A 22,823-nucleotide genomic window follows, 5' to 3' on the forward strand; every position below is an offset into this window, starting at 1 on the left:
GACTCACTCCAGACAACCATGAGACAGACACCGGACACGATGAAACCCATGAGACAGCTCGCGACCCTCTTGAAGGCGACCCTATTGATAACCTTGCTACTGGCCAGTCACGTTCAGGCCCAGGAGCTCATCGCCAAGGTCGACCGCCAGACCATCGGGCTGAACGACACCCTGACCCTCACGGTGCGCCAGACCGGTCGGACGCTATCGGGCGGCCCGGATTTTGACGGCCTGCGCCGCGACTTCGACATTCTCAGCAATCAGCGCAGCCACCAAATGCGGATCGTCAATGGCGATATGGAAGGCTGGACCGAGTGGCGCCTGATGCTGGCACCCAAACGGGCCGGTACCCTCAACATCCCCGCCTTCGAATTCGACGGGAATCGCAGTGAACCCCTTACGGTGACGGTGCAGGAACGACAGCAACAGCCCGACAGCGACGGTCGGGATATTTTTGTGGAAACCGAACTGGATAAAGAGCGTGTCCACGTTCAGGAGCAGATCCTGTTCACGGTGCGCCTGTACAGCCGGGTCAACCTGGACGGTGCCGAAATTCAGCCCCTCGAACTGAACGATGCCGTTATCAAAGCCGTCAATGAAGAGAATTACATCACCCAGATCGATGGGCGTCAGCACATCGTTCTGGAAACCACCTTCGCCCTCTTTCCCCAGCGCAGCGGTAGCCTGGACATCCCCTCCCTGGTGTACGAGCTCGCGGTCAGCCGGGGACAGCGTGATTTCTGGGGCCGCAGCAGCCGGCAGCGGGTCCGCACCGAAGCCCTGAGCGTGACCGTGGACCCGACTCCGGATCACTACACCGGGGATACCTGGCTGCCCGCCCGCAACCTGCAACTGAGCGAACACTGGGGCACCGATCCGGGTTCCCTGCGCCAGGGAGAGCCCGTGACCCGACGTATCACCATTCAGGCGGACGGTCTGACCGCCGCGCAACTACCCGCCCTGACCCTGGAAGAAACCCCGGGCCTGACACTTTACCCGGACCGCCCACAAACCGAAGAGCAGGTCAACGCGAGCGGTGTCCAGAGCACCAGCACCCTGACCCTGGCGATGGTGCCCAACCAGAGCGGACGCCTCGAGATTCCGGCGGTCACCCTGACCTGGTGGGACACGGAAGCCGATCAGATGCGTACCGCCGAACTGCCGGCCAGCACCGTTAATGTCACCGCCGTGCCCGGTGCCGCCCCCGCCTCCGAGGTCACGCCATCCCGTGAGCGCGACAACGGCGACGCCGCCACCGCTGCCCGCCAGACCGCAAGTGGCCCAACGCCGCTGGTCACCATAGTACTGGGCATAGCCACCGCGCTCCTGTCAGCCTTGAGCCTCTGGCTCGCCTTCCTCGTCTGGCGCCTGAAGACCGATCTTGCGACGCGAGAGGCGCAGGCCCGAGGCGAGAGAGACCGGGCCCGGGCCGCCCGCGGCCGAGCCTGGCAAGGCGTCAAACGCGCCGCCAAAGCCGATGATCTGCACGCGCTGCGCCGGGCCCTGCTCGACTGGGGAGCCGCCATCTGGCCCGAGGTGCCCCCCCGAGGTCTGACCGATCTGGCCGAGCGACTCGACGACGACGTGGCAAGGGCGCGGCTGCAGGAGTTGGACGCCATACTGTTCAAGGGTGAGCCCGACTCGCCGTTCGACACCGCTGCCCTGCTTCAGGCATTGAATCAGAGCCGGGCCGGTCAGCGGTCCGGACGTACCGATACCGGGGGACTCAAACCCCTGTATCCCAATCCCTGATGGCGGGCCACCGGTGGCAGGTTTACATCATTCTCGGTGACGATGGCCGGTACTACACCGGCATCACCACCGATGTCGTCCGCCGCTGGAAGGAACATCGCAGTGGGCCACGCGGGGCACGCTATTTTCGCGGACGGCAACCCCGGCAGTTGTGCTACCTGGAGCTCCACCCGGACCGCTCCAGCGCCAGCCGGCGGGAATACGCGATCAAGCAGCTGTCACGCACGGCCAAAGAACAACTGATCGCCAGCGCACCCGCTCCGGCCATCGACCCGGAGGCCGCCGAATGAGCCGTGCTCTCTGCCCCCGCTGCGAACGACCGGAGCGAGCCTGTATCTGCCAATGGGTTCAACGGACCGACAACCACGTGTCTCTGCTGATTCTGCAGCACCCGGAGGAAGAACACCGGGCCAAAAACAGCGCCCGACTGCTTGACCTCAGCCTGCAACACAGTCAACGGGTGGTCGGTGAACACTGGTCCGATGCGGAGTTGCACAGGCTGCTCGCCCGGGCCGATGAATCCATACTGCTTTACCCGGATACCGACGATGTGCCCGCCCCCCGATATCTCGACGTGTCAGAGGGCTCTGGGTTGACGGATGCGGCGCCCCGTCACCGGCAACTGGTGGTGCTTGATGCCACCTGGCGCAAAAGCCGCAAAATGCTCTACCTTAACCCGCCGCTGCACACCCTGCCGCGGCTGGCTCTGACCGATACCCCGCCATCGCGCTACCGGATTCGCCGGGCTCGCAAGCCCGGTCAGCTCTCCACCCTGGAAGCCTGCTGTTATGCACTGGCGCATCTGGAGGGCGAGCGCGTAGACTATGGACCTTTACTCGACGCTTTTGACGGCTTCAACGATCAGCAACTCGCGTTTCGACCGAAGCCGTAAACCGATACCGGAGATTGTGAGACTTTATGACCCACACCAGCCATGCCGCTTTTGAGCACCTGCGCAGCCAGACCATCGACTCCCTGAACCTGCGGGTGGAGGAGTACCAGCACAAAGTGACCGGCGCTCAGCATATCCACCTCGCCAGCGACAATCCGGAGAACGTTTTTCTGGTCGCCCTGCGCACCGTGCCCCAGGACTCCCGCGGAGTGGCCCACATTCTCGAGCACACCGCGCTGTGCGGCAGCGAAAAGTACCCGGTGCGCGATCCGTTTTTCATGATGATCCGCCGGTCCCTGAACACCTTCATGAACGCTTTCACCAGTCCGGACTGGACCGCCTACCCCTTCGCCAGTCAGAACCGCAAGGATTTCGACAACCTGCTGGATGTGTATCTGGATGCGGTGTTTTTCTCCCGTCTGGACGAGTTGGACTTTGCCCAGGAAGGCCATCGCCTGGAGTTCAAGGAACCGGACAACCCCGACTCCCCGCTGACCTTCAAAGGCGTGGTGTTCAACGAAATGAAAGGCGCCATGAGCTCGGTGCCCGCACAACTGTGGCAGTCGCTGTGTCGCTACCTGTTCCCGACCACCACCTATCACCACAACAGCGGCGGCGATCCCGAGCACATCCCGGATCTGACCTACGAGCAACTCAAGCATTTCTATCGCACCCATTACCATCCGAGTAACGCGATTTTCATGACCTACGGCGACATTCCCGCGGAGGAGCATCAGGCCAAGTTTGAAGCCAAAGCCCTGCACCGCTTCGAGCGTCTGAATGATGTCATTGCCGTAGGCGAAGAAAAGCGTTACCACGCCCCCATCGCGGTGGAAGAAGCCTACCCGCTGGAGGAAGGTGAGGACCCGACGCACAAGACCCATGTCGTCATGGGCTGGCTGCTCGGCAACATCACCGATCTGGATCAGACGCTGGAGAGCCAACTGATGACGGCTGTCCTGCTGGATAACAGCGCATCCCCCCTGCTGCATGCGCTGGAAACCTCCGACCTGGGCCAGGCCCCCTCGCCGCTGTGCGGACTGGATGATTCCCAGTACGAGCTGGCCTTCGCCTGCGGACTGGAAGGCTGTCAGTTGGAGAAGGTTCCGGAAGTGGAACAACTGATACTGGGAACTCTGGAACGGGTAGCCGAAGAAGGCGTGCCCCAGGAACTGATTGAAAGCGCCCTGCACCAGTTGGAACTGCAGCAGCGTGAGGTCGGTGGGGACGGTTTTCCCTATGGCCTGCAACTGATCATGAACAGCCTGCCCGCGGCCACCCACCGGGCCGATCCCATCGCCCTGCTCGACCTGGATTCGGCTCTGGTGAAACTGCGGGAAAAGGTCCGGAGCCCCGATTTCATTCCCTCGCTGGTGCGCCGTTGGTTGCTCGACAACCCCCACCGTTTACGCCTGACCTTACGCCCGGACAGCCAGTTCACCCGCCGGGCCCAGGAGGCCGAACAAAAACGGTTGGCCGATATCAGCGCCAAACTCACCGACGACGATCGCCAGTGGATTGTGCAGCGCGCCAAAGCCCTGCAGGAGCGCCAGGTACAGAAAGACGACGACAGCATCCTGCCCAAAGTCGGCCTGGAAGACATTCCCAAGACCATGGCGTATGTCGAAGGCAGCCGGGAAACCCTCGACCCGAAGAACCCCGCCAGCGACCCGCTGCGCCGCTACGGTGCCGGCACCAACGGCCTGGTGTACGAACAGGTCACCTGCAAGCTCCCGGACATCAGCGATGAGGAGCAGCCGCTGCTGCCGCTCTATTGCAACGCCCTGACCGAAGTCGGTCTGGGCAACCTCGACTACCTGGAGACCCAGCGCTGGCAGGCAAGCGCGGTGGGCGGCATCAGCGCGTCGGCGACGGTGCGCGGCACCACCGATGATGTGCAGAACATCGACGCCTATTTCACTCTGGGGTCCAAGGCACTGAACCGCAATGCCGGGGCCATGAACGAACTGTTGCGCGCAACCCTGACCGAGCCGCGCTTTGACGAGCACAACCGGCTCAAAGAGCTGGTTTCGCAGATGCGCGCCCGCCGTGAACAGAGCATCACCGGCAACGGCCACAGCCTGGCGATGCTGGCCGCCTGCGCCGGCATGGCCCCCTCGGCTCGCCTGACGCACCGGATTGGCGGCCTCGAGGGCATCGCCCACCTGAAGCGGCTGGATCAGGCCCTGAAGGACGGCGAATCCCTGAAAGCCTACGCCGCCCAATTGGAAGGCATCCATGCCCGCCTGCGGGTCGCACCACGGGAGTTCCTGCTGATAGGAGAACCCCATCAGCTCGACGAGCTGCGCGACACCGTGCAGTCTCACTGGCCCAGCGAGCCGCCGGTGGCCGATTTCCGGTCCTTCGGACTGCCCGCCGTTCACGAGCCGGTCCGCGAGGGCTGGCTGACCAACACCCAGGTCAACTTCTGCGCCCAGGCCTACCCGACGGTGCCCTCGGAGCACCCGGACGCGGCCGCCCTGACGGTGTTGGCCGGCTTCCTGCGCAACGGTTATCTGCACCGGACCATTCGCGAGCAGGGCGGTGCCTACGGCGGCGGTGCCAGCCAGGACAACAATATCGCGGCCTTCCGCTTCTTCTCCTACCGGGATCCCCGCCTGGCGGATACTCTGAAGGATTTCGAGGCGGCCGTGGATTGGCTGTTGTCCAGCGAACACGAGTGGCAGCCGTTGGAGGAGGCGATTCTGGGGGTGGTCAGCAGTTTGGACAAGCCCGCCTCTCCGGCCGGTGAAGCCCGCCAGACCTATCAGGCGGAGCTGTTTGGCCGCACCCGTGAAAAGCGCGAAACCTTCCGCAACCGGGTGCTGGGCGTCACCCTGGCCGATATCCAGCGCGTGGCCAATGAGTACCTGAAACCAGAACGGGCCAGCACGGCGGTGGTCAGTCACAGTGGAGAACGAGCGGTTCTGGAAAGTTTGGGATTGGAGTTGCGCGAGCTTTAAAGGGGTATGTTTGTCATTGGCTAAGTAACTTCGGAAGGAATGCTCCGCCTGGGTAGCCGTTAGTAAAGAAGGTGCAGAGAATAGGTGACGCCCGGGCCATGAGGGGGAAACCCTTTCAAGACACGCCGTGAACCCATCCCTGGGGGCTCGACGCGCGGAGTCCCTCCGCTTACGGTCTTGAAAGGGTTTCCCCCTCACGGCCCTCAGTGCCGGATATTACTTGGGTTGTTACACAAGCCCTCTTTTGAAAGGTCCGAGTTCCCGGAACGTTACACTGGCACCGCGGAGGCTGGGTAACCCCTTGTGAGACCGTCACCCGCCTGGACGCCCCACATGGATGTGGGAAGTGTCCCGAAGCGCCCGGAGCGCGAAGGGGACCGGCGGGTGATGAGCCCCCATGGATGGGTTCACGGCGTGTCTCACAAGGGGTTACCCAGGCGGAGCACTGCCTACGAAGCAAAAAGAATAGTCCTCTCCAAACATCGGGACGGTTTCTAACGTGTGCAGCCGCTTCGGCACATCGACACCTCAAACCGCGACCTGTTATGTAGTTTTCGACGGCAAAGTGCTTTAGGATTCCCGAGGCGATCCCAAGCCGGTAACATACGATGGTGACAACGGACTAACTATGCCCCAGCCACCCCTGGAATACAGCGCCGCCACCCACGCGGGTCACAAGCGCGACAACAACGAAGACACCTACCTGAGCCTGCCCGAACGCGGCCTCTGGTTAGTGGCCGACGGCATGGGGGGCCATGAAGCCGGAGAAGTCGCCAGTGCCATCGTCCGGGATACCCTCCTGGACCAGCAACACAAAAGCCTCACCCAAGCCATTCAGGCCTCGCACCGGGCCGTACTCAAGGCCGCCGCCAATGGCGAGGGCGCACCGGGCATGGGCTCCACCATCGTCGCCCTGCGCAGCCGGGATGACGACTACGAAGTCGCCTGGGTGGGAGACAGTCGGGCCTACCTCTGGACCCACACCGAAGACGGCGGTCGACTCGAGCGCCTGACCACCGACCACTCCTACGTGCAGATGCTGCTCGCCTCCGGCGTGATTGAGGAAGCGGAGGTCGAGGGCCATCCGGATAAAAACATCATCACCCAATGCCTGGGTTCCTATGAACTGCAGGAGGTCAAGGTCGACTCAGTGCGCGGCCAATGGCTGAAGGATCAGTGGATTCTGCTGTGCAGCGACGGGCTCACCGACGAGCTGGATGACGAAGCCCTGGCCCGGTTGCTGTTTCGCTGCCGCAGCCCGCGCGCGGCCGTCAACCGGCTGATGCGAGCCGCACTGGACGCCGGCGGACGGGACAATATTACCCTGCAGCTGATTCAGTCACCGCTGAGCCGGCGCTCGCGCTGGAGCACTCTGTGGCAGTGGGTGCCACACATTACCGGTCGACGTGGCCCGGATCTGGCCCTATACGCCACCGCCCTCCTGTCACTGGCATTAGTGCTCTATTGGGTGGCCCGGTAATGCACATTCCCGGCTATCGCATCATTCGGAAAATCAACCAGGGCGGCATGTCCACCGTCTACCTCGCCATTCAACTGAGTGTGGGACGAGAAGTGGCCCTGAAGGTCATGTCCCCGGCACTCAATGGCGACCCGGTCTTCAGTGAACGATTTCAGCGTGAAGCCAATATCGTCGGTCAGCTGTCGCATCCGAACATTGTGTCCATCTACGATATCGGGCGCTACAAAAACCTGAATTACATCGCCATGGACTATCTGGCCGGGGGCTCCATTCACGAAAAAATGGCCTCGGGCCTGAGCACCCAGGAAGTCCTGCGGATCACCCGGGAAATTGCCGGTGCGCTGGATCACGCCCATGAAAAAGGCTATATCCACCGGGACATCAAACCCGAGAATATTCTGTTCCGGGAAGACAACTCAGCAGTTCTGTCCGACTTCGGCGTGGCCAAGACCGTAAGCTCCGCCTCACGGATGACCAATGCCGGTACCGTGGTCGGTACCCCCCACTATATGAGTCCGGAACAGACCCGGGGCAAACCGGTGGATGGTCGCGCCGACATCTACAGCCTGGGTGTGGTCTTTTACGAAATGCTGACCGGGCAGGTGCCCTATCAGGCGGATGAAGCGGTGGCCATCGCCATCAAACACCTGACCGCGCCCATTCCCAAGCTTCCGCCGCAATACCAGGCCTACCAGAAAATTCTCAACCAACTGCTGGCCAAAGACCCGGACAACCGTTTTCAGCGGGGTCGGGACCTGGTGGCCGCCATTGATGCGCTCGAAGGTCCATCGGGACTGGGGCAGACGTACTTCACCACGGCGGACTCCACCCGGGTGCAGCTTCTCTCGCTGTTCAGGGCATTGCTGGCGACCACACTCGGCGCCATTCGGGAGCAGCTGCGCCTGAGCTGGCAGAGCCTGTGCGCGCTTCGCTGGACACCACGCCGTGGCCTGTACCGCCACCCGCAAATCCGGGTGACTGAAATCAAAGGTCCCTTGAATCCGCCTAAAGAGCACACCACGGTCATTTCCACCCAGGTTCAGCAGGCGGCGCACTACCACTCACTGTGGCGTGGCCGGCGGTTGCTCTCACGCACCCTGACTCTGGTAATACTGCTGACCGTCATCTGGGGTGCTTTCAGTCTGGCACTGAATGAGTGGTCACTGCCCGGTGAGCGCTGGCTGCCGGAGCCGGTGCAGTCGCTTGCCCGGCGCACAGCGCACTTGATCGCCCCCGGCACGACCGAGGCCAGACCCGAAGCGGTGCGCACAACCAACATTCCCACGACCCCGCTGGTGTTACGCCCCGAACCCGAGACCCGCCCCACATCCACTGACACGCTGATGGGGATGACGCCCGAGGCGCCCGTCGATACGCCCGCGGCCGCCCCACCACGGTACGAATTGCGGGTCACCCCGGAGCCGGAAAACGCCCGGGTCCGCATCCTGAACATACCGGACCGATATTACCCTGGCATTCCTTTGCTGCCCGGACGCTATCATATCGAAACCAGCTATCCCGGCTACGACACCGACACCCGCTGGATCGAAGTGGAGGACCAGGCGGTGACCCTGCCCGTCTCGTTGCGCAAAACACCCGTGGCCGGCGCAACCTTCTACAACGAGCTGCGCGATGGCGACCGCGGGCCCGAAATGGTGATTGTCCCCGCCGGCCGTTTCACCATGGGCAGCAAGTTGGACAGCCGCAGCATGCCCGAGCGCAACGTCCGCATTCCCCGGGCGTTTGCCATCAGCCGCTTTGAAATCACCTTCGCCGACTATGATAAATTTGCCCGGGCCACCGATCGCTCCCTGCCCGATGACCAGCGCTGGGGACGGGACAATCGCCCTGTGATCAATGTGAGCTGGAACGATGCTCAGGCCTACGTCCGTTGGCTCAGTGACACCACGGGAAAACGCTACCGGTTACCGAGTGAGGCCGAGTGGGAGTACGCCGCACGGGCGGGCACCAGCACGACCTTCTGGTGGGGAGAGACCGGCGCCGACGCCGACGGTCTGGCCAATTGTCGACGCGGCTGCAACAGTGAGTACACCGGCCTCTTTTTTTCAAAGAGTGCACCGGTGGGCTCCTACCCGGCCAATGCCTTCGGCCTGCACAGTGTCGCCGGCAATGTCGCCGAATGGACCCGGGACTGTTACCGTAACCATTTGCTGGAAATGCCTCAGGACGGCTCGCCGCTGGTTACGGACAGCTGCTCCGAACGAACCGTACGCGGCGGTTCTTTTGAGGATTCAGTGGGCAATATCGCCTCTCATGTACGACGGGGTGAGCCCGCCGATTATCGGGATAGCACCCTGGGCTTCCGCGTTGTGGTCGAGCTGTACTGACCCTTCAGCGCCACCTCCGCCGGGACAACGCTTCAGGGATAAACCCGGGGCTCGGGCTCGAGATCCACGCCGTACTCTGCGGCAATAGAATGGCGAATCTCCTCCGCCAGAGCCAGCACGTCCGCGCCGGATGCACGACCGGGATTGGTCAGCACCAGCGCCTGGCGCGCATGCACGGCCACCGGGCCGCGCGCCACGCCCTTCCACCCCGCACGCTCGATCAACCACCCGGCGGCGAGTTTTACATGCCGCGCATCGACCGGATAGGACACCAGCCCGGGATGACGCACCTGCAACTCGAGAAACTGGTCCAGCCCCACCAGCGGGTTTTTGAAAAAACTGCCCACGTTGGGAATCTCCGCGGGATCCGGCAGCTTACGACGCCGGACCCTGCACACCGCCTCACTCACCACCACCGGCGTCAGTTGAGCTACGGGAATCTCCCGAACCGCTTCTTTCAAGGCGGGATAGGTCACCTTCAGATGCGGCTGCCGGGACAGTTTCAGGGTCACTGACAAGATGATGTATCGGTCTTTGCCACTGCGCTTGAACAGGCTGTCACGATAACCGAACTCGCAGGCGTCTTTATCGAACCGGTGTACCTCACCGGTCGCGACATCCATGGCCTCCAACTCGGAAAAGACATCTTTCAGCTCCACGCCGTAGGCGCCGATATTCTGGATTGGTGCCGCCCCCACAGAGCCGGGAATCAAGGACAGATTTTCCAGCCCCCAGTATTCGTGCTCAAGACAATACTGCACCAGCTCATGCCAGTTTTCGCCGGCGGAAACGCGAAGCCAGAAGTGATGACGGTCTTCCTGAACCAGCATTTTCCCGGTCATCCGCATATGGAGGACCAGACCGGGGAAATCCTCACGTAGCACCACATTGCTACCGCCACCGAGAATCAGCAGGGGAAAATTCCGTTCGCGCGCAAACTGAAGCAGCGCCGGCAGTTGCGCCACGTCGGTGACCTCGGCGTAATGCCGCGCCGTGACCGGCACTGCCAGGGTGTTGTAGGGTTGTAGGTTGATGTTGTCCTGTATGTCCACGCGCACCGGCTCTCTCTTATTACCGCTGAGTTTTTATGTGTTGAATCAGCCCATCGCAGGCACTTTCAACCAGATCGAGCACCAGCTCAAAACCGTCACCTTCGCCGTAGTAGGGATCGGGGACTTCGCGATAGTGAGCGTTTTCACCAAACTCAAGAAAGAGTCCAAGGTGCCCGGTGAAATGTGCCGGCCTGATGGCTTGCAGATCCTGCAGGTTGCTGTGATCCATGGCAAGAATGTAATGATATTCTTCAAAGTCGGCCGGATTGACCTGCCGGGCCCGAAGGTGACTGAGATCATAGCCGCGCTTGAGCGCCGCACGCTGGGAGCGCGCATCGGGCCCTTTGCCAATATGCCAGGCACCCGTACCCGCCGAATCGATCTGGATACGTTTCTCCAATCCCGCCTGGCGGACTTTCTCTTCAAATATCCCATGGGCGGTAGGCGACCGACAGATATTACCCAGACACACAAATAATACATTGACGCTCATGCTTAAACCTTTGCCTAATAAATACTGATTTCATCTTTACGACTTCAGTTCTGGTCTCGTTACGCATAGGCGTCGAGAACAATCGTCAAGTTCACACGGAGGCGGCAGAGGGGCAGATAGCGTTTGGAGACTCTCGGAGACATGGATGTCGACGAGAAGCCCCCATGGATGGGTTCACGGCGGGTCTCCAAACGCTATCTGCCCCACTGACGCCGGACTCAAAAAAAACCACCAGACCAAATACCGACTAACCCAACAACCGACGAACCCGATCCAAATCAAGTTCAGTGTCGACACCACCAGGAACAGGCCGGCAAGCCTCCGCAACGTGAATCGACTCACCCTGCCACATGACCCGCAACTGCTCCAACGACTCAAACCGCTCCAACGGCGCCTGATCCCAAGTCACAAACCGGTGCAACAACCCCACCCGATACGCATAAATCCCAATATGCCGCCGCGCCACAAACCCCTCCGGTAATGCCCTTCCCTCCCCCGCAAACGCATCGCGAGGATACGGAATCGGCGCCCGGCTGAAATACAGCGCGCGACCGCTCATATCGCTCACCACCTTCACAATATTCGGATTACAAAAATCCTCCACCGACTCAATCGGCTCACACAAGGTTGCCACACTCGCCGAATCGTCATTCGCCAGATTCTGCGCCACCTGATTGATGACCGCCGGCGGAATCAGAGGTTCATCGCCCTGCACATTGACCACGATGGCATCGTCCGGCAACCCCAACTGGCTGACCACCTCCTGCAACCGATCGGTCCCCGACTGATGATCCGGGGAGGTCATACACACCGTCGCCCCGAAAGCGCGGGCCGCCAGTTCGATGCGCTCATCATCCGTGGCGATGATGACCTTCGTGGCGGCGCTCTCACAGGCGCGTTCGTAAACGTGCTGAATCATCGGCTTGCCGGCGATGTCTTTGAGTGGTTTTGCGGGCAACCGGGAGGAGGCGTAACGGGCGGGGATGACAACGTAAAAACTCATGGAATCGAATTCGCTTCAGGTGTGGATTTGAGGGCATCAATGCGTTTCAGGAAGTCGTTCCAGAACGCCTCCGGCAATGTGGCGCTGACACTCAGGTACCACCAGTCCGCTTGGGCGAATGCCTGACACTTGACCGCATCTTTGGCAGTCATCACAACTGGAAATGCCGGCTGGAAGACCAGCTCGCCCGGGCGGTAATGATGATGATCGGCGAAGCGGTGGGGAATCGGTTCCAGCCCAAGGCTTTTCAGCGTGGCAAAAAACCGGTCGGGATTGCCGATACCCGCCACCGCATGCACCGGTGTCTGTGGAGCAAAATGGGTCAGCGATGCACGGGCGTCATCAGACACCCGATGCCAGACATCCGGGGTCACCGTCATAGCGTACTGGGTCGTGCGCAACGTCGGGGCCTGTTGACGCACCTTGTCCCCTGAACCGTTGACCACCACCCAGTCGACCTCATTGAGCCGTTCAACAGGCTCGCGTAACGGCCCGACTGGCAGGCACCAGCCATTGCCGAAAGCGCGGGCGCCGTCCACCACGGCAATTTCCAGATCCCGAGCCAAACGGTAATGCTGCAGGCCGTCGTCGCTCAGTACAATGTCGCAGCCTTTCTGGCGCAGTACCTGCGTGGCGTCAACCCGATCCGGGCCGACACACACGGGACACCGGGTTGCCCGGGCGATCGTCAGGGGCTCATCACCGCAATGGGTTACCGGGGTGTCGGGTGAAACCATCAAGGGGTAGCCGGGCGCCTTGCCCCCATAACCCCGACTGACCACGCCCGGTTTGTGACCCGCCTCTTGCAGACGTTGCACCAGGGCAATGAGCAGCGGGGTTTTTCCGGTACCACCGACACTGATATTGCCGACCACCACCACCGGTACATCAAACGCGACCGCGCCGCGCTCCAGTCGGACACGACGCCGGCGCGCCAGCACACGAAACAGCCAGGCCACCGGCGCCAGCAGGTATACCCAGCGGGCCTTACCGTACCAGGCATTTTCCCAGACCGAGGCCAGCGTCATGTCAAACGCCCCCGAATCACTCCCCGGACTCGGGGCGCCGGGTGGTGATACTCAGGTGCACAAACCCCAACTGGCCGGCAGCATCCATGGCCCGGACCACGCTTTCGTGGGGGGCTTTGGCATCAGCGGTAATGGTCAGAGGCAACTGATTGTTGCCCTCCGAGGCCTTTTCCAAAGCCGACATCAGGGTCACCAGCTTACTGTTTACCAAGCTGCGACCATTGATCGAGTAATCGCCTTCCGCGGTAATCAGAATATCCAGCGGCGCATCGGCGTCCTGCTCGCTCGCTTCACCTTCGGCTTCGGGCAGGTCGATGCTCAAATGGGTTTCTTTGGTAAAGGTGGTGGACACCATAAAGAAAATCAGCAACAGAAATACCACATCGATCAATGGTGTCAGATTGATGCTGTCATTTTCTCTAGATTGACGTCGAAATTGCACCCGCTTGCTCCTCGGTCAATCAGTTGGCTTTCACATCGACCCGACGGTCGCTGTGCAGGGCGTCCACAAGTTTTACCGCTTCTTCTTCCATGGTGACCACAATGGTGTCGACCCGGCGCTGGAAAAAGCGGTGCAGAATCATCGCGGGAATGGCCACGGTCAGGCCGGCGGCGGTAGTGATCAGCGCCTCGGAAATCCCGCCGGCCAGAACGCCGGCATTGCCAGTGCCCTGTAGCATGATGGCGGTAAACACCTTGATCATACCGATCACGGTGCCGAGCAGACCGAGCAGCGGTGCGATATTGGCAATGGTGCTGAGGATGGTCAGGTAGCGCTCCATTTCATGGATGACCTGGCTGGCCGCCTCCTGGATACTGTCTTTCATGACCTCCCGTCCGTGCCGGGAATTACTCAGACCGGCGGCCAGGATGCGCCCCAGGGGAGACGACTGCTTGAGCTCGCGGAGCTTGCCTGCGTCCAGCTGATTGTTTTTGATCCAGCTCCATACCTGTGCCAGCAGGTGCCGTGGAGCGATTTTTTTGGGGTCGAGAGTCCAGTAACGCTCACCACCAATGGCAATCACCAGGATGGAACAGAGAATAATGGGGACCATCAACCAGCCACCCGCGGTAATAATCTCAAACACTGAACTTTTCCTCTTTTAAATCGTTTTCTGGCCAAGGCGCACCCATCAGGGGCGCAAGATAGCACAGACCATTTCCAGCGGGAAAACACCCTGTCACATTTTGCGACAGTCAGTCCCCGACGCACGGTTATTCATACCACCACCGTCTGGGGGCTTGCCGGGCATACCGCTCGCGGCGCCTCCCCTGCTTATCCCACTCGAACACAATGGCGCCGAGTGTGGCGGTATTGAGCACCTCAGCATCCCGGGCGCGATAACGCTCCACCACCGCCTGATCCGGATGACCGTGTCGCCCCCGGTAAGCCGCGCTGATCACCGCCGTGGAAGGCCGGGTCCGGGCGACCCACTCCACCGAGGACGATGTCGTTGCGCCATGGTGTGGCACCTGCAGCACGTCAACCGGCCCCCGGAGCTGATCCCGGCCGATCAATCGCCACTCCACCTCCCGCTCAATATCCCCAGTCAACAGGATTCGCTGGCCGGCGTATTCGATTTCAAGAACGCAGGAGCGGTTGTTGTCGTTCATCCGAGCGGGAAAGCCTCCGTGCAGAAACCGGAAACTCACCTGATTCCATTGCCACGAGGCGCCCTGGTGGCACTCTTTCCCGGGCATCGGTGCAGGCAGTTCCGGATCACCAACCCACAGCGTTTCCGTGGGCAGGCTGCTCAGCACACTGGACAGGCCACCGGCGTGGTCATCGTGACGATGACTGACCACCACGGCGTCCAGTTGATGGACACCCAATTGCCGCCAGTAAGGTACGATCACGCCGGAGCCCGCATCCAGCCGCTCACTGTAAGTGGGGCCCGTATCATACACCAGCCGATAATCCGGCGTCTGTACCGCTACGGCCAGTCCCTGCCCCACATCCAGAAACGCAACCCTCAAAGGCGGTACCGGTGGTCCCGGCAGCAATAGCGCCAACAGCAACCCCGGATACCCCAACCAGCGACCGGGCATCCCCCTTGGCAACAACGTCAATAACGCCGCCAGTCCGGCCAATGCCAAGGCGGGCCCGGACAACACCGCCTGAAACAATGCCATTGGCGCCAACGCCTCCAACCATCCCAGCCAGGTCAACAGCGCGGACAACCCCACATCGGCAACAGTCAGTGCCATTTCGCTGGCCCAGGGCCAGACCACGCTCAGCGCCAATGCCAGCAGCAACCAGGGGACCACCATCAGGGTCACCAGCGGAATGGCCAGTACATTGGCGATCGGCGCCAGCAGGCTCACACCGTGCATCAATATCAACAGCGGAACCAGCAACCCCAGAAACACCGCCCATTGGGACGTCACTACCCCACCGCCCCGCTGCCGTCCACTCGGGCGCCGACGACCGGTGAACGCCAGCACGAGCACCGCGACGGCGGTGAAGCTGAGCCAGAACCCGGGGTCGAAGGGCGCGAGGGGATCCCGCAGCAGCACCGCCAACCAGGCCAACAACAGTCCGGTTGGCGCCGGTAACGTCCGCCGGCAAAGCGTCATCCACTGGACCACGCCGATCATGATCAACGCTCGTTGAGTCGGTATGCTGAAGCCGGCCAGGGCGCTGTAAAGCAGCGCACACAGTAGCGCGAGCACCTGCCCCGAGGCCGAGGCGGGTACCCGGTGGCACAGCACGTTGAGCCCACGCCCCAGAACCCCGCCACACCACAACCCCGCCAGGGCCACCATTCCCACATGCAACCCGGAAATGGCCAACAGGTGATTGGTTCCGGAGCGCAGCAGCTGAGCCCAGCGCTCCGGACTTAGTCCGGATCGATCCCCAATCAATAGCGCCTGCATCAGATCCCGGTGCACCAAGCCGTGTCGGCCTTCCAGCCAGTGCCGAACCCGCTCCCGCCAGTAACTTAACGATTGGGCGGACGGCGCCGCCAGCCGCCGGTTATCGGCGCTTTCCCGTACATAAGCGGTCGCATCGACCCCCTGGCGCATCAACCAGAGCTGGTAATCCAGTCCGCCGGGATTGACGAAACCCCGTGGCGGTCGGACTCTCAATGTCAGTTGCCAGCGCTCACCGGCATGCAGAGACGGCCCGCCATACCAACTGACCAGAATGTGCCGTAACGGCAGGTCCAGAGGGCTCCCCGTTGTTGATTCGACCCGCTCAACCTGCAAGCGGATACGCTCGCGACGCGCATCGTGGTCCGGCAGACCGACCAGTATCCCCTGAACGCGAATCTCCGCGCCGCCGAAAGACTGGGGGAGGCGATGATAAAGCTGCCAGTGACCAAACGACGCTCCCCAGAGAAACCCCAGAAGCCCGAACGCCAGACACTGTCGCCACCGGGGTGCCCGCCAGAACAGTCCCAGAATCAGTGGCACTAACAGACCCAATACGAATGGCGGCGGCAAGTATGGCCGCTGGGAGGCCAGGATAATTCCCAGAGAACAGCTCACCAACGCCCCGTTGAGGGAAAAGGCGCGGCGCCGGCTTGTCATCCACCGACGTACAGTCTTCGCTATCGCTGAACGACCGGTACCCTGAGGGGCCGGATTTTCTGGAGGGGTCATCGCATTTCCTTTGCGTGAGGACGAGCCCCGATTATGCGTAAAGCAGGCCACACCACCAAGCCTATTACGGGCTATACTGGGTCCGACTCTATCTAACTGTGACAGAGTCCACAGTTTCAACTCGGTATCGACAGTAATTTGACGCTTTCAGAGGGCGCATAAAAAATGCTGGATTCGTTGACACTGACAACGATCATTCTGGGAGAGCTGGTGTTTCTGCTCTCTCTGGGTTGCGCGCTGCTCGGTGTGCTCTTGCTGCGTGAGCGTCGCCATCAGAAAAAAGTCATGGCCGCCTATCAGCGCCTGCGCAACACCGTGCGCACCGAACGGGCCCAGAACCGCACGCCCCCGCCGGCATCGCCCTCAGAGGGCGATGCCGTGGCCGATTACCTCCTGCGCGTGAAGGATGAGGCGCGGGATCGCTACCGGAATATTACCCAGACCACTCTGCCCCGATTGACGCCGGAACATCCCTTCAACGCGAAAATTGCCGCGCTTCGATACCTGTTCTCTGAAGCCGAAGAGCGGGCCTATCGCAAAGAAAAAGCCTCTGGAGATTCCTGGGTACTCCTGGAAAAACAACTGTATGACATCGCCCGCTGGGTGGTTGACCGACAGGAGAGCAAGCCGGGACGCCAGCGTAACAATCAGGTGAAACTGCTCCAGCAGCGGGTCGAAAAACTGAAAGGTTTCGAAAAGCAGGCGCGGGATCTGCAGCGCAAACTGGAACTGAACCGGCTCAAACGGGAAGAGTTGGAACGATTGCAGGAAGAAAATCGCGTTACCATCGAAAAGCTGCAGAAAATCAATCAGGCGCTGAGCCAGTCACAGGATGGCGACGCCGATAGCCTGCGTCGCCAGTTGCGGGACATCATGGACTCCGACGCTCGCCCTCTGGTGGCGCCCCCCGAACGGCGCCTGACCAACATTGAACACTTTTCCGCCGACAATCAGCGTCTGAATAGTGAGCTGGCTCGAGAGCTGCGCGCCTATAGCACCGAGTTTCCGGACAACCGCAGCAGTCATCTTGAACAAACCATCAAGCGTCTGGAAGCCGAGCTGTTCCGATCCGAACAGCACATTCAGGAACTGAAACAGCAGCGAACAGGTACGGAGGCCGGCTCCCAAACGTCGGCACGCGACGCTGACGAGCGCGAATCCGGGTCAACAGAACTGGCCTCGAAACCTTCAGAGTCCATGGAGCAGATCGAGGAAACCCTCCGGGTGATTCACACCAACATGGCTGACAGCAGCCAGGCGCTGACGATGGCCTCCGGCGGTTTCGGTCAATCGCCCTACTCCCTGGCCGAAATCCAGCAACTGCGCCACAACAACACCCGGCAGCGGAACCTGATCGTAGACCTTGAGGGTGAAATGCGTCTCCTGAGAGACGCCATTCCTCAAACCGAGAATGACGCCGAGCGGGCGGAACAAACGGAAAAACTGGCCAAACTTGAGCGACTGGTGAGAGAGTGCGAGCACTGCATTCTTGCACTGGAAAGCGAGGTGGACCTTCTCTACACACAATTGAAGGAACGCGAGCAACAGCAAGCGCACTCGTCCGGGCCGTCTGACGAGGAAGTATCGCTTGAACAACTGCAATCGGAGCTGAGCGCGATGGCGAACCGGCTCGAAGACGTACTGCTGAACAGCGAGCGGGATTCCATTCTGAGTCAGTTCGCCCAGGCGAGTGTTCGCGTCCAGTCCATTGAGGAGCTGGCCCGGTGCGTGATCAGTGCCCTCAAACGGGGCCAGTTGGTAGCCGGCTTTTACCTCCAGTCAAAACTCGGACATGCGGAGTACTTCCCCGCAAAGCAGTTTAATGAGCGCGAGCGGGCCATGATTCGCCGCACCACCATCAGCCAGAACGTGGCGTATCTGAACGAGGGCATCATGTTCGCGAGCGACCATATGCACCTGCTGCTCAAGGACCCGCATGCCGATGAACAGGAGCTGCAGAAAACCGAACAGCTGCTTCAGGCGCTGATGGATATCACGGGAACAAGGGTCAACAGTCTGGAAATTGAACAGGCCAGCCAACAGCAGCGCCGCTATCTGCAGGAGTGGTCCGATGGTGCCCACAATACGCTCGTCAATATGGAAATTCGCTACGCCTATCAGGTCGAGGAAACGCTGCGCCTGGTCGACACACTGATTGAACAGATGCACAGGGCCTGCTCCGTTCTGGAAGCAAGCGACGCCACCCGGGCGGTCATTGACAACGCCCTGAACGAGTGCCAACACCGGCTACGCAATCTTCTGAGCCAGGATGAGAGCATTGATGAGGGTTGCACCTGGCTTCTGAGCCATCTCGATGAGCTGCCCAGAATTGCGAAATAACGCCCCACTTCGCGTGGTTTATCATCGTTTTTTCACCCGAGGACAGGCATAATGGCCCCATTATTTTCGGCCGTTATGTGATCGAGTATGGCACGCAAGCTACTACGGCGCTTCATCCCCAGCGCACACGCCATCAAGAGCAACCCCGCCCTGCATTTTCTCGGGGACCTGCTGCACGATCCCAACCTGTTTCATCTGAACCGCCATTCAGTGTCAGTGGCGTTCTTCGTCGGCATCTTTGTGGCGTTTATCCCGCTGCCCGGCCAGATGCCCATCGCCGCCCTCCTGGCACTGCTGCTTCACTGTAACCTGCCCATCTCGGTGGCGCTGGTATGGATCAGTAACCCACTGACCATGCCCGCCATTTTCTTTTCAACCTATCAGTTGGGCCGCTGGCTGTTGGAATTACCGCCGGTTCAGGTTTCACTGGAATTGAGTTGGCACTGGCTGATGCACGAGTTCAGCCTGATCTGGAAACCGCTACTGGTGGGTTCGCTGCTCTCGGGGTTGGTCTTCGGTGTACTGGGCTATGTGGTGATGCAGCTATTCTGGCGCTGGACCGTGGTCAAAAGCTGGCAACGGCGCAAGCTCAGGCGTCGCCCACCGCCGTCCGGAGACAGTCAGTGAGAATCTGCCCTTACTCGAACCGCAGTGCTTCGGCGGGCTGAACCCGGGTTGCCCGCCACGCGGGGTACAGACTGGCCACCAGACTGAGAACCAGCGCCGTACCGGCCACCTGGGCGACATCGGGCCAGTGCAGATCTGACGGTAAATAGCTGATGGGATACACGTCGGACTGCAAAAACTGAATGCCCAGCAATCTTTCCAGCCATTGAACCCAATCCGTGACCCAGTAAGACAAGGTTACTCCAAGTGCGGTGCCGATACCGGTTCCCACGATACCGATCATTCCCCCCTGGATCATGAAGATACCGAGAATTTCGCCACTGGATGCCCCCAGTGTCCGCAGAATCGCAATATCCCCCTGTTTGTCCACAACTACCATGATGAGTGTCGACACCAGGTTGAAGGCGGCAATGGCGATAATCAGGAACAGCAGCAGACCCACCAGTTGTTTCGACATGTGAATCGCCTGATAGAGGTTACCGTGAGTGCGGGTCCAGTCCGAGCTGTAGTACCCTCCGGGCAATTCATACACCAGGTCCCGGGCCACCTGCGGAGCACTGAACAGATCGTGCACCTGGAACCGGATACCACTGGCTGCGCCCGGATGACTGGTCAGCTCCGAGGCCGTCTCCAGAGCGGTGAGTGCCAGATTATTATCGAGCTCCGTGCCGGTATCGAACACGGCCAGAACCGCCAGCGCCTGGACCCGGGGAGCGCCGTCCCCGGCCGGCACAACCAGAATCAATTTGTCATCGGTCTCGACCGACAGTGTCCGGGCCAAACCGGCCCCGAGCAGCACACCCCGAGGGTTGTCCGCCAGACGTTCCCATATTCCGTCGGGAAGATATCCGGATAACACCGACAGGGATTCGCGCTGCTCTGGCGGAACCCCAACCAGTCCCGCGGGCGCAACATCGCGCTTGTGGGACAACAGCCCCTCCAACTGGACGAAAGGCGTTGCCGAGCTCACACCAGGGTGGGCCTTCACCCGATCCGCCAGATCCCGATAATCGGCCACGCCGTCCCGGTGATACAGCGCGGCGTGAGGCATGATGCCGAGAATACGTTCACGCAACTCGCGATCAAAGCCGTTCATGATCGCCAAAACGGTAATCAGCAACGCCACCCCGATCACCAAGCCGACAATGGATACGGACGAAATGAACGACACCAGATGGCTGTGCCTGCGGGACAGTGCATAGCGCCGTCCGATCAGACCAATATAGCCGGCACTACCCATGCAGCGCTCCGTCTTCCAGCGTCAGGGTCCGATCCATACGGGCGGCCAGATTCAGATCGTGGGTCACCACAACAAAACTGGTGCCACTATCCCGGTTCAGTTCCGTCATCAGGGCCTGAATGGATTCCGCCGTATGACTGTCGAGATTGCCGGTCGGCTCGTCCATCAGTACGCAGGCGGGGGAGGTTACCAGTGCGCGTGCGATCGCCACCCGTTGGCGTTCGCCACCGGACAACTCCGAGGGTTTGTGCGTGACCCGCTCACTGAGTCCGACCCGCGCCAACATGTCTCGGGCACGCCGGTGGGCCTCGGCTCTGGCAACCCGGCCAATCAACAGCGGCATGGCGACATTCTCCAGCGCACTGAACTCCGGAAGCAGGTGGTGGAACTGATACACAAAACCGAGTTTGCGGTTGCGCAGGCGCCCCCGTTGATCGGCACTGAGCATGCCCAGCGACTGACCCGCCACCTCCACGTCGCCCTCATTGGCCAGATCCAGCCCGCCCAGAATATTCAACAGTGTCGATTTGCCGGAACCGGAGGCCCCGACGATGGCCAGCCGCTCCCCTGGCGCCACTGCCAGATTCACCGCGTTGAGCACCGATACCGTCTGCGGGCCCTGGGCATAGGTCTTGTGGACGTTGTGGCAGCGCAGGACTGCAGTAGAATCACTCATAGCGCAAAGCCTCTGCTGGTTCGATTTTCGCAGCCCGCCAGGCGGGATACAGCGTGGCCAGGAAACTGAGGAACAGGGACACCGCACAGATGCTCAGGACATCCTGCCACAGCAACTGGGACGGTAAGTGACTGATGAAATAGACAGAGGGATCGAATACCCGCATGTCCAGCAGGCTTTCCAGGCCCGCCACGATGGGGCCGATGTACAGCGCCAACACACAACCGAGCAATGCCCCGGTCAACGTGCCGACGAAACCGACCGCGGAGCCCTGTACCATAAACACGGCCATGATCTGCCGGGCCGTCATTCCCAGCGTGCGTAACACGGCAATGTCACTACGCTTGTCCGCCACCATCAGAATCAGGCTGGAGACAATGTTGAAGGCAGCCACCGCGATAATGATGCCCAGCAGGACGGCAATGACGATTTTTTCCATTTTTACCGCCTGAAACAGGCTGCCCTGCGTCTCACTCCAGTCGCGTACCCGCAGCGCCCCCGGCAACTCGGCGGCCAACTCTCTCATCACAGGGCCCGCCCGGTAAATATCGTCCACCTGCACCTGAACGCCCTGAACCCCCTGGTAACGGAACAGCCGGCGCGCATCATCCAGATGGATCAGCGCGAGCCGCTGATCCATCTGGGCACCGACTTCGAAAACACCGACCAGAGTGAACCGGCGTACTCGGGGGTAGACCCCTGCCGGCGTCACCCGAATATCCGGTAGCGTAATGGTGACCGAATCCCCCAGCGCCAGCCCAAGCTGGCGCGCGAGCAGGCGCCCCATGACAACCCGGAACTCTCCTGGCTGCAGGTCCAGAGTCGACCCGAGCAACATGCGGGACTCCACCACCGAGACATCGGACTGCCGCTCGGGCTCGATGCCCTGAATCTGGACACCTTCCGAGCCGCGTCCGTAGTTGACCAATCCGAAGCCTTCGATGTAGGGCGCAACGCCCCGAACGTCGGGATGTTTTCTCACGTGCTCCGCCACCGGGCCCCAGTCCGCCAGCTCGGGCGTACCATCAATAAAACCGTGGGGCACCACACTGAGAATCCGCGATTTCATCTCGCGGTCGAAACCGTTCATCACCGACAGAACGACGATGAGCGCCATCACACCAAGCGCCATGCCCAGCAGGGAAAAGGCGCTGATGAAAGAGATAAACTGGTTGCGGCGCTTGGCGCGCGTGTAGCGCAGACCGATATGTAGCGGGACATTGATTGGCATGAGCGCATTTAACCCTATTGACCAGAACGCCACAAGCCCGGAGCGTGGTTTTCCCGGGGCGAATACCGGCGCAACACCGGCTGCCCGACCGA

18 protein-coding genes are annotated in these 22,823 nt (G+C 61.0%); 8 read left to right on the forward strand and 10 right to left on the reverse strand.

Features of this window, described 5'->3' with window-relative positions; translation table 11 throughout:
• Positions 1 to 48 precede the first annotated feature (48 nt).
• The 6 genes from OOT55_RS05720 (at position 49) to OOT55_RS05745 (ending at position 9,435) form a co-directional block, all read left to right on the forward strand.
• A complete protein-coding gene (locus OOT55_RS05720; protein ID WP_265368169.1) occupies positions 49 to 1,752 on the forward strand; it encodes a BatD family protein in 1,704 nt (567 codons plus the stop codon).
• The gene (locus OOT55_RS05725) at positions 1,752 to 2,042 is read left to right on the forward strand and encodes a GIY-YIG nuclease family protein (RefSeq protein ID WP_265368170.1); all 291 of its coding nucleotides are present in this window, start codon (positions 1,752 to 1,754) and stop codon (positions 2,040 to 2,042) included. Before OOT55_RS05720 ends, OOT55_RS05725 begins: the two co-directional genes overlap by 1 nt.
• Positions 2,039 to 2,644 (forward strand): tRNA-uridine aminocarboxypropyltransferase, encoded by a 606-nt coding sequence (locus tag OOT55_RS05730; protein WP_265368171.1) that lies wholly within the window; start codon positions 2,039 to 2,041, stop codon positions 2,642 to 2,644. The genes OOT55_RS05725 and OOT55_RS05730 overlap by 4 nt, the downstream gene beginning before the upstream one ends.
• 26 nt (positions 2,645 to 2,670) lie before the next feature.
• Positions 2,671 to 5,607 (forward strand): insulinase family protein, encoded by a 2,937-nt coding sequence (locus OOT55_RS05735; RefSeq protein ID WP_265368172.1) that lies wholly within the window; start codon positions 2,671 to 2,673, stop codon positions 5,605 to 5,607.
• Positions 5,608 to 6,235: 628 nt separating this feature from the next.
• The gene (locus OOT55_RS05740; protein WP_265368173.1) at positions 6,236 to 7,087 is read left to right on the forward strand and encodes a PP2C family protein-serine/threonine phosphatase; all 852 of its coding nucleotides are present in this window, start codon (positions 6,236 to 6,238) and stop codon (positions 7,085 to 7,087) included.
• A complete protein-coding gene (locus OOT55_RS05745) occupies positions 7,087 to 9,435 on the forward strand; it encodes a bifunctional serine/threonine-protein kinase/formylglycine-generating enzyme family protein (protein ID WP_265368174.1) in 2,349 nt (782 codons plus the stop codon). The genes OOT55_RS05740 and OOT55_RS05745 overlap by 1 nt, the downstream gene beginning before the upstream one ends.
• A gap of 32 nt (positions 9,436 to 9,467) precedes the next feature.
• Here OOT55_RS05745 and murB read toward each other — a convergent pair whose 3' ends face one another.
• From murB to OOT55_RS05780, 7 genes are all read right to left on the reverse strand, one after another.
• Positions 9,468 to 10,493: a UDP-N-acetylmuramate dehydrogenase gene (gene murB / locus OOT55_RS05750; RefSeq protein ID WP_265368175.1), complete on the reverse strand. Its 1,026-nt coding sequence runs from the start codon at positions 10,491 to 10,493 to the stop codon at positions 9,468 to 9,470.
• A gap of 13 nt (positions 10,494 to 10,506) precedes the next feature.
• On the reverse strand, positions 10,507 to 10,980 hold the full coding sequence (locus OOT55_RS05755; protein ID WP_265368176.1) for a low molecular weight protein-tyrosine-phosphatase: 474 nt from the start codon (positions 10,978 to 10,980) through the stop codon (positions 10,507 to 10,509).
• Positions 10,981 to 11,227: 247 nt separating this feature from the next.
• Complete coding sequence (gene kdsB / locus OOT55_RS05760; RefSeq protein WP_265368177.1) at positions 11,228 to 11,983, reverse strand: 3-deoxy-manno-octulosonate cytidylyltransferase; 756 nt, start codon at positions 11,981 to 11,983, stop codon at positions 11,228 to 11,230.
• Positions 11,980 to 13,011, reverse strand: a complete 1,032-nt coding sequence (gene lpxK, locus OOT55_RS05765) for a tetraacyldisaccharide 4'-kinase (RefSeq protein ID WP_265368178.1) — start codon at positions 13,009 to 13,011, stop codon at positions 11,980 to 11,982. Before lpxK ends, kdsB begins: the two co-directional genes overlap by 4 nt.
• Positions 13,012 to 13,027: 16 nt before the next feature.
• Positions 13,028 to 13,453 (reverse strand): ExbD/TolR family protein, encoded by a 426-nt coding sequence (locus tag OOT55_RS05770; RefSeq protein WP_265368179.1) that lies wholly within the window; start codon positions 13,451 to 13,453, stop codon positions 13,028 to 13,030.
• 19 nt (positions 13,454 to 13,472) lie between these two features.
• Positions 13,473 to 14,099, reverse strand: coding sequence for a MotA/TolQ/ExbB proton channel family protein (locus tag OOT55_RS05775; RefSeq protein ID WP_024460312.1), 627 nt, complete (start codon positions 14,097 to 14,099; stop codon positions 13,473 to 13,475).
• A 127-nt stretch (positions 14,100 to 14,226) separates the two neighbouring features.
• On the reverse strand, positions 14,227 to 16,617 hold the full coding sequence (locus OOT55_RS05780) for a DNA internalization-related competence protein ComEC/Rec2 (protein WP_322113826.1): 2,391 nt from the start codon (positions 16,615 to 16,617) through the stop codon (positions 14,227 to 14,229).
• 165 nt (positions 16,618 to 16,782) lie between these two features.
• Here OOT55_RS05780 and OOT55_RS05785 point away from each other — a divergent pair, with 165 nt between their 5' ends.
• Both OOT55_RS05785 and OOT55_RS05790 read left to right on the forward strand, forming a co-directional pair.
• Entirely contained in the window at positions 16,783 to 18,957 is a 2,175-nt protein-coding gene (locus tag OOT55_RS05785; protein ID WP_265368181.1) for a hypothetical protein, read from the forward strand.
• Positions 18,958 to 19,044: 87 nt separating this feature from the next.
• Complete coding sequence (locus OOT55_RS05790; RefSeq protein ID WP_265368182.1) at positions 19,045 to 19,584, forward strand: DUF2062 domain-containing protein; 540 nt, start codon at positions 19,045 to 19,047, stop codon at positions 19,582 to 19,584.
• Between the two features lie 10 nt (positions 19,585 to 19,594).
• Here the strand turns inward: OOT55_RS05790 and OOT55_RS05795 are convergent, their stop codons facing one another.
• The 3 genes from OOT55_RS05795 to OOT55_RS05805 are packed head-to-tail and all read right to left on the reverse strand — an operon-like array spanning position 19,595 to position 22,731.
• On the reverse strand, positions 19,595 to 20,824 hold the full coding sequence (locus OOT55_RS05795) for a lipoprotein-releasing ABC transporter permease subunit (protein WP_265368183.1): 1,230 nt from the start codon (positions 20,822 to 20,824) through the stop codon (positions 19,595 to 19,597).
• Complete coding sequence (lolD, locus tag OOT55_RS05800; protein ID WP_265368184.1) at positions 20,817 to 21,500, reverse strand: lipoprotein-releasing ABC transporter ATP-binding protein LolD; 684 nt, start codon at positions 21,498 to 21,500, stop codon at positions 20,817 to 20,819. Before lolD ends, OOT55_RS05795 begins: the two co-directional genes overlap by 8 nt.
• On the reverse strand, positions 21,493 to 22,731 hold the full coding sequence (locus OOT55_RS05805) for a lipoprotein-releasing ABC transporter permease subunit (protein ID WP_265368185.1): 1,239 nt from the start codon (positions 22,729 to 22,731) through the stop codon (positions 21,493 to 21,495). The genes lolD and OOT55_RS05805 overlap by 8 nt, the downstream gene beginning before the upstream one ends.
• Positions 22,732 to 22,823: the final 92 nt, after the last annotated feature.

The organism is Marinimicrobium sp. C6131, assembly GCF_026153455.1.
Classification (GTDB): Bacteria; Pseudomonadota; Gammaproteobacteria; order Pseudomonadales; family Cellvibrionaceae; genus Marinimicrobium.

Excerpts from the sequence above, each read along its gene's own strand:
- OOT55_RS05795 (WP_265368183.1), bottom strand. The coding sequence starts at position 20,824 with ATGGGTAGTGCCGGCTATATTGGTCTGATCGGACGGCGCTATGCACTG.
- OOT55_RS05790 (WP_265368182.1), top strand. The coding sequence starts at position 19,045 with ATGGCACGCAAGCTACTACGGCGCTTCATCCCCAGCGCACACGCCATC.
- lolD (WP_265368184.1), bottom strand. The coding sequence starts at position 21,500 with ATGAGTGATTCTACTGCAGTCCTGCGCTGCCACAACGTCCACAAGACC.
- OOT55_RS05735 (WP_265368172.1), top strand. The coding sequence starts at position 2,671 with ATGACCCACACCAGCCATGCCGCTTTTGAGCACCTGCGCAGCCAGACC.
- OOT55_RS05745 (WP_265368174.1), top strand. The coding sequence starts at position 7,087 with ATGCACATTCCCGGCTATCGCATCATTCGGAAAATCAACCAGGGCGGC.
- OOT55_RS05740 (WP_265368173.1), top strand. The coding sequence starts at position 6,236 with ATGCCCCAGCCACCCCTGGAATACAGCGCCGCCACCCACGCGGGTCAC.
- OOT55_RS05785 (WP_265368181.1), top strand. The coding sequence starts at position 16,783 with ATGCTGGATTCGTTGACACTGACAACGATCATTCTGGGAGAGCTGGTG.
- OOT55_RS05805 (WP_265368185.1), bottom strand. The coding sequence starts at position 22,731 with ATGCCAATCAATGTCCCGCTACATATCGGTCTGCGCTACACGCGCGCC.
- lpxK (WP_265368178.1), bottom strand. The coding sequence starts at position 13,011 with ATGACGCTGGCCTCGGTCTGGGAAAATGCCTGGTACGGTAAGGCCCGC.
- kdsB (WP_265368177.1), bottom strand. The coding sequence starts at position 11,983 with ATGAGTTTTTACGTTGTCATCCCCGCCCGTTACGCCTCCTCCCGGTTG.
- OOT55_RS05780 (WP_322113826.1), bottom strand. The coding sequence starts at position 16,617 with ATGACCCCTCCAGAAAATCCGGCCCCTCAGGGTACCGGTCGTTCAGCG.
- OOT55_RS05725 (WP_265368170.1), top strand. The coding sequence starts at position 1,752 with ATGGCGGGCCACCGGTGGCAGGTTTACATCATTCTCGGTGACGATGGC.
- OOT55_RS05755 (WP_265368176.1), bottom strand. The coding sequence starts at position 10,980 with ATGAGCGTCAATGTATTATTTGTGTGTCTGGGTAATATCTGTCGGTCG.
- OOT55_RS05720 (WP_265368169.1), top strand. The coding sequence starts at position 49 with ATGAGACAGCTCGCGACCCTCTTGAAGGCGACCCTATTGATAACCTTG.
- OOT55_RS05730 (WP_265368171.1), top strand. The coding sequence starts at position 2,039 with ATGAGCCGTGCTCTCTGCCCCCGCTGCGAACGACCGGAGCGAGCCTGT.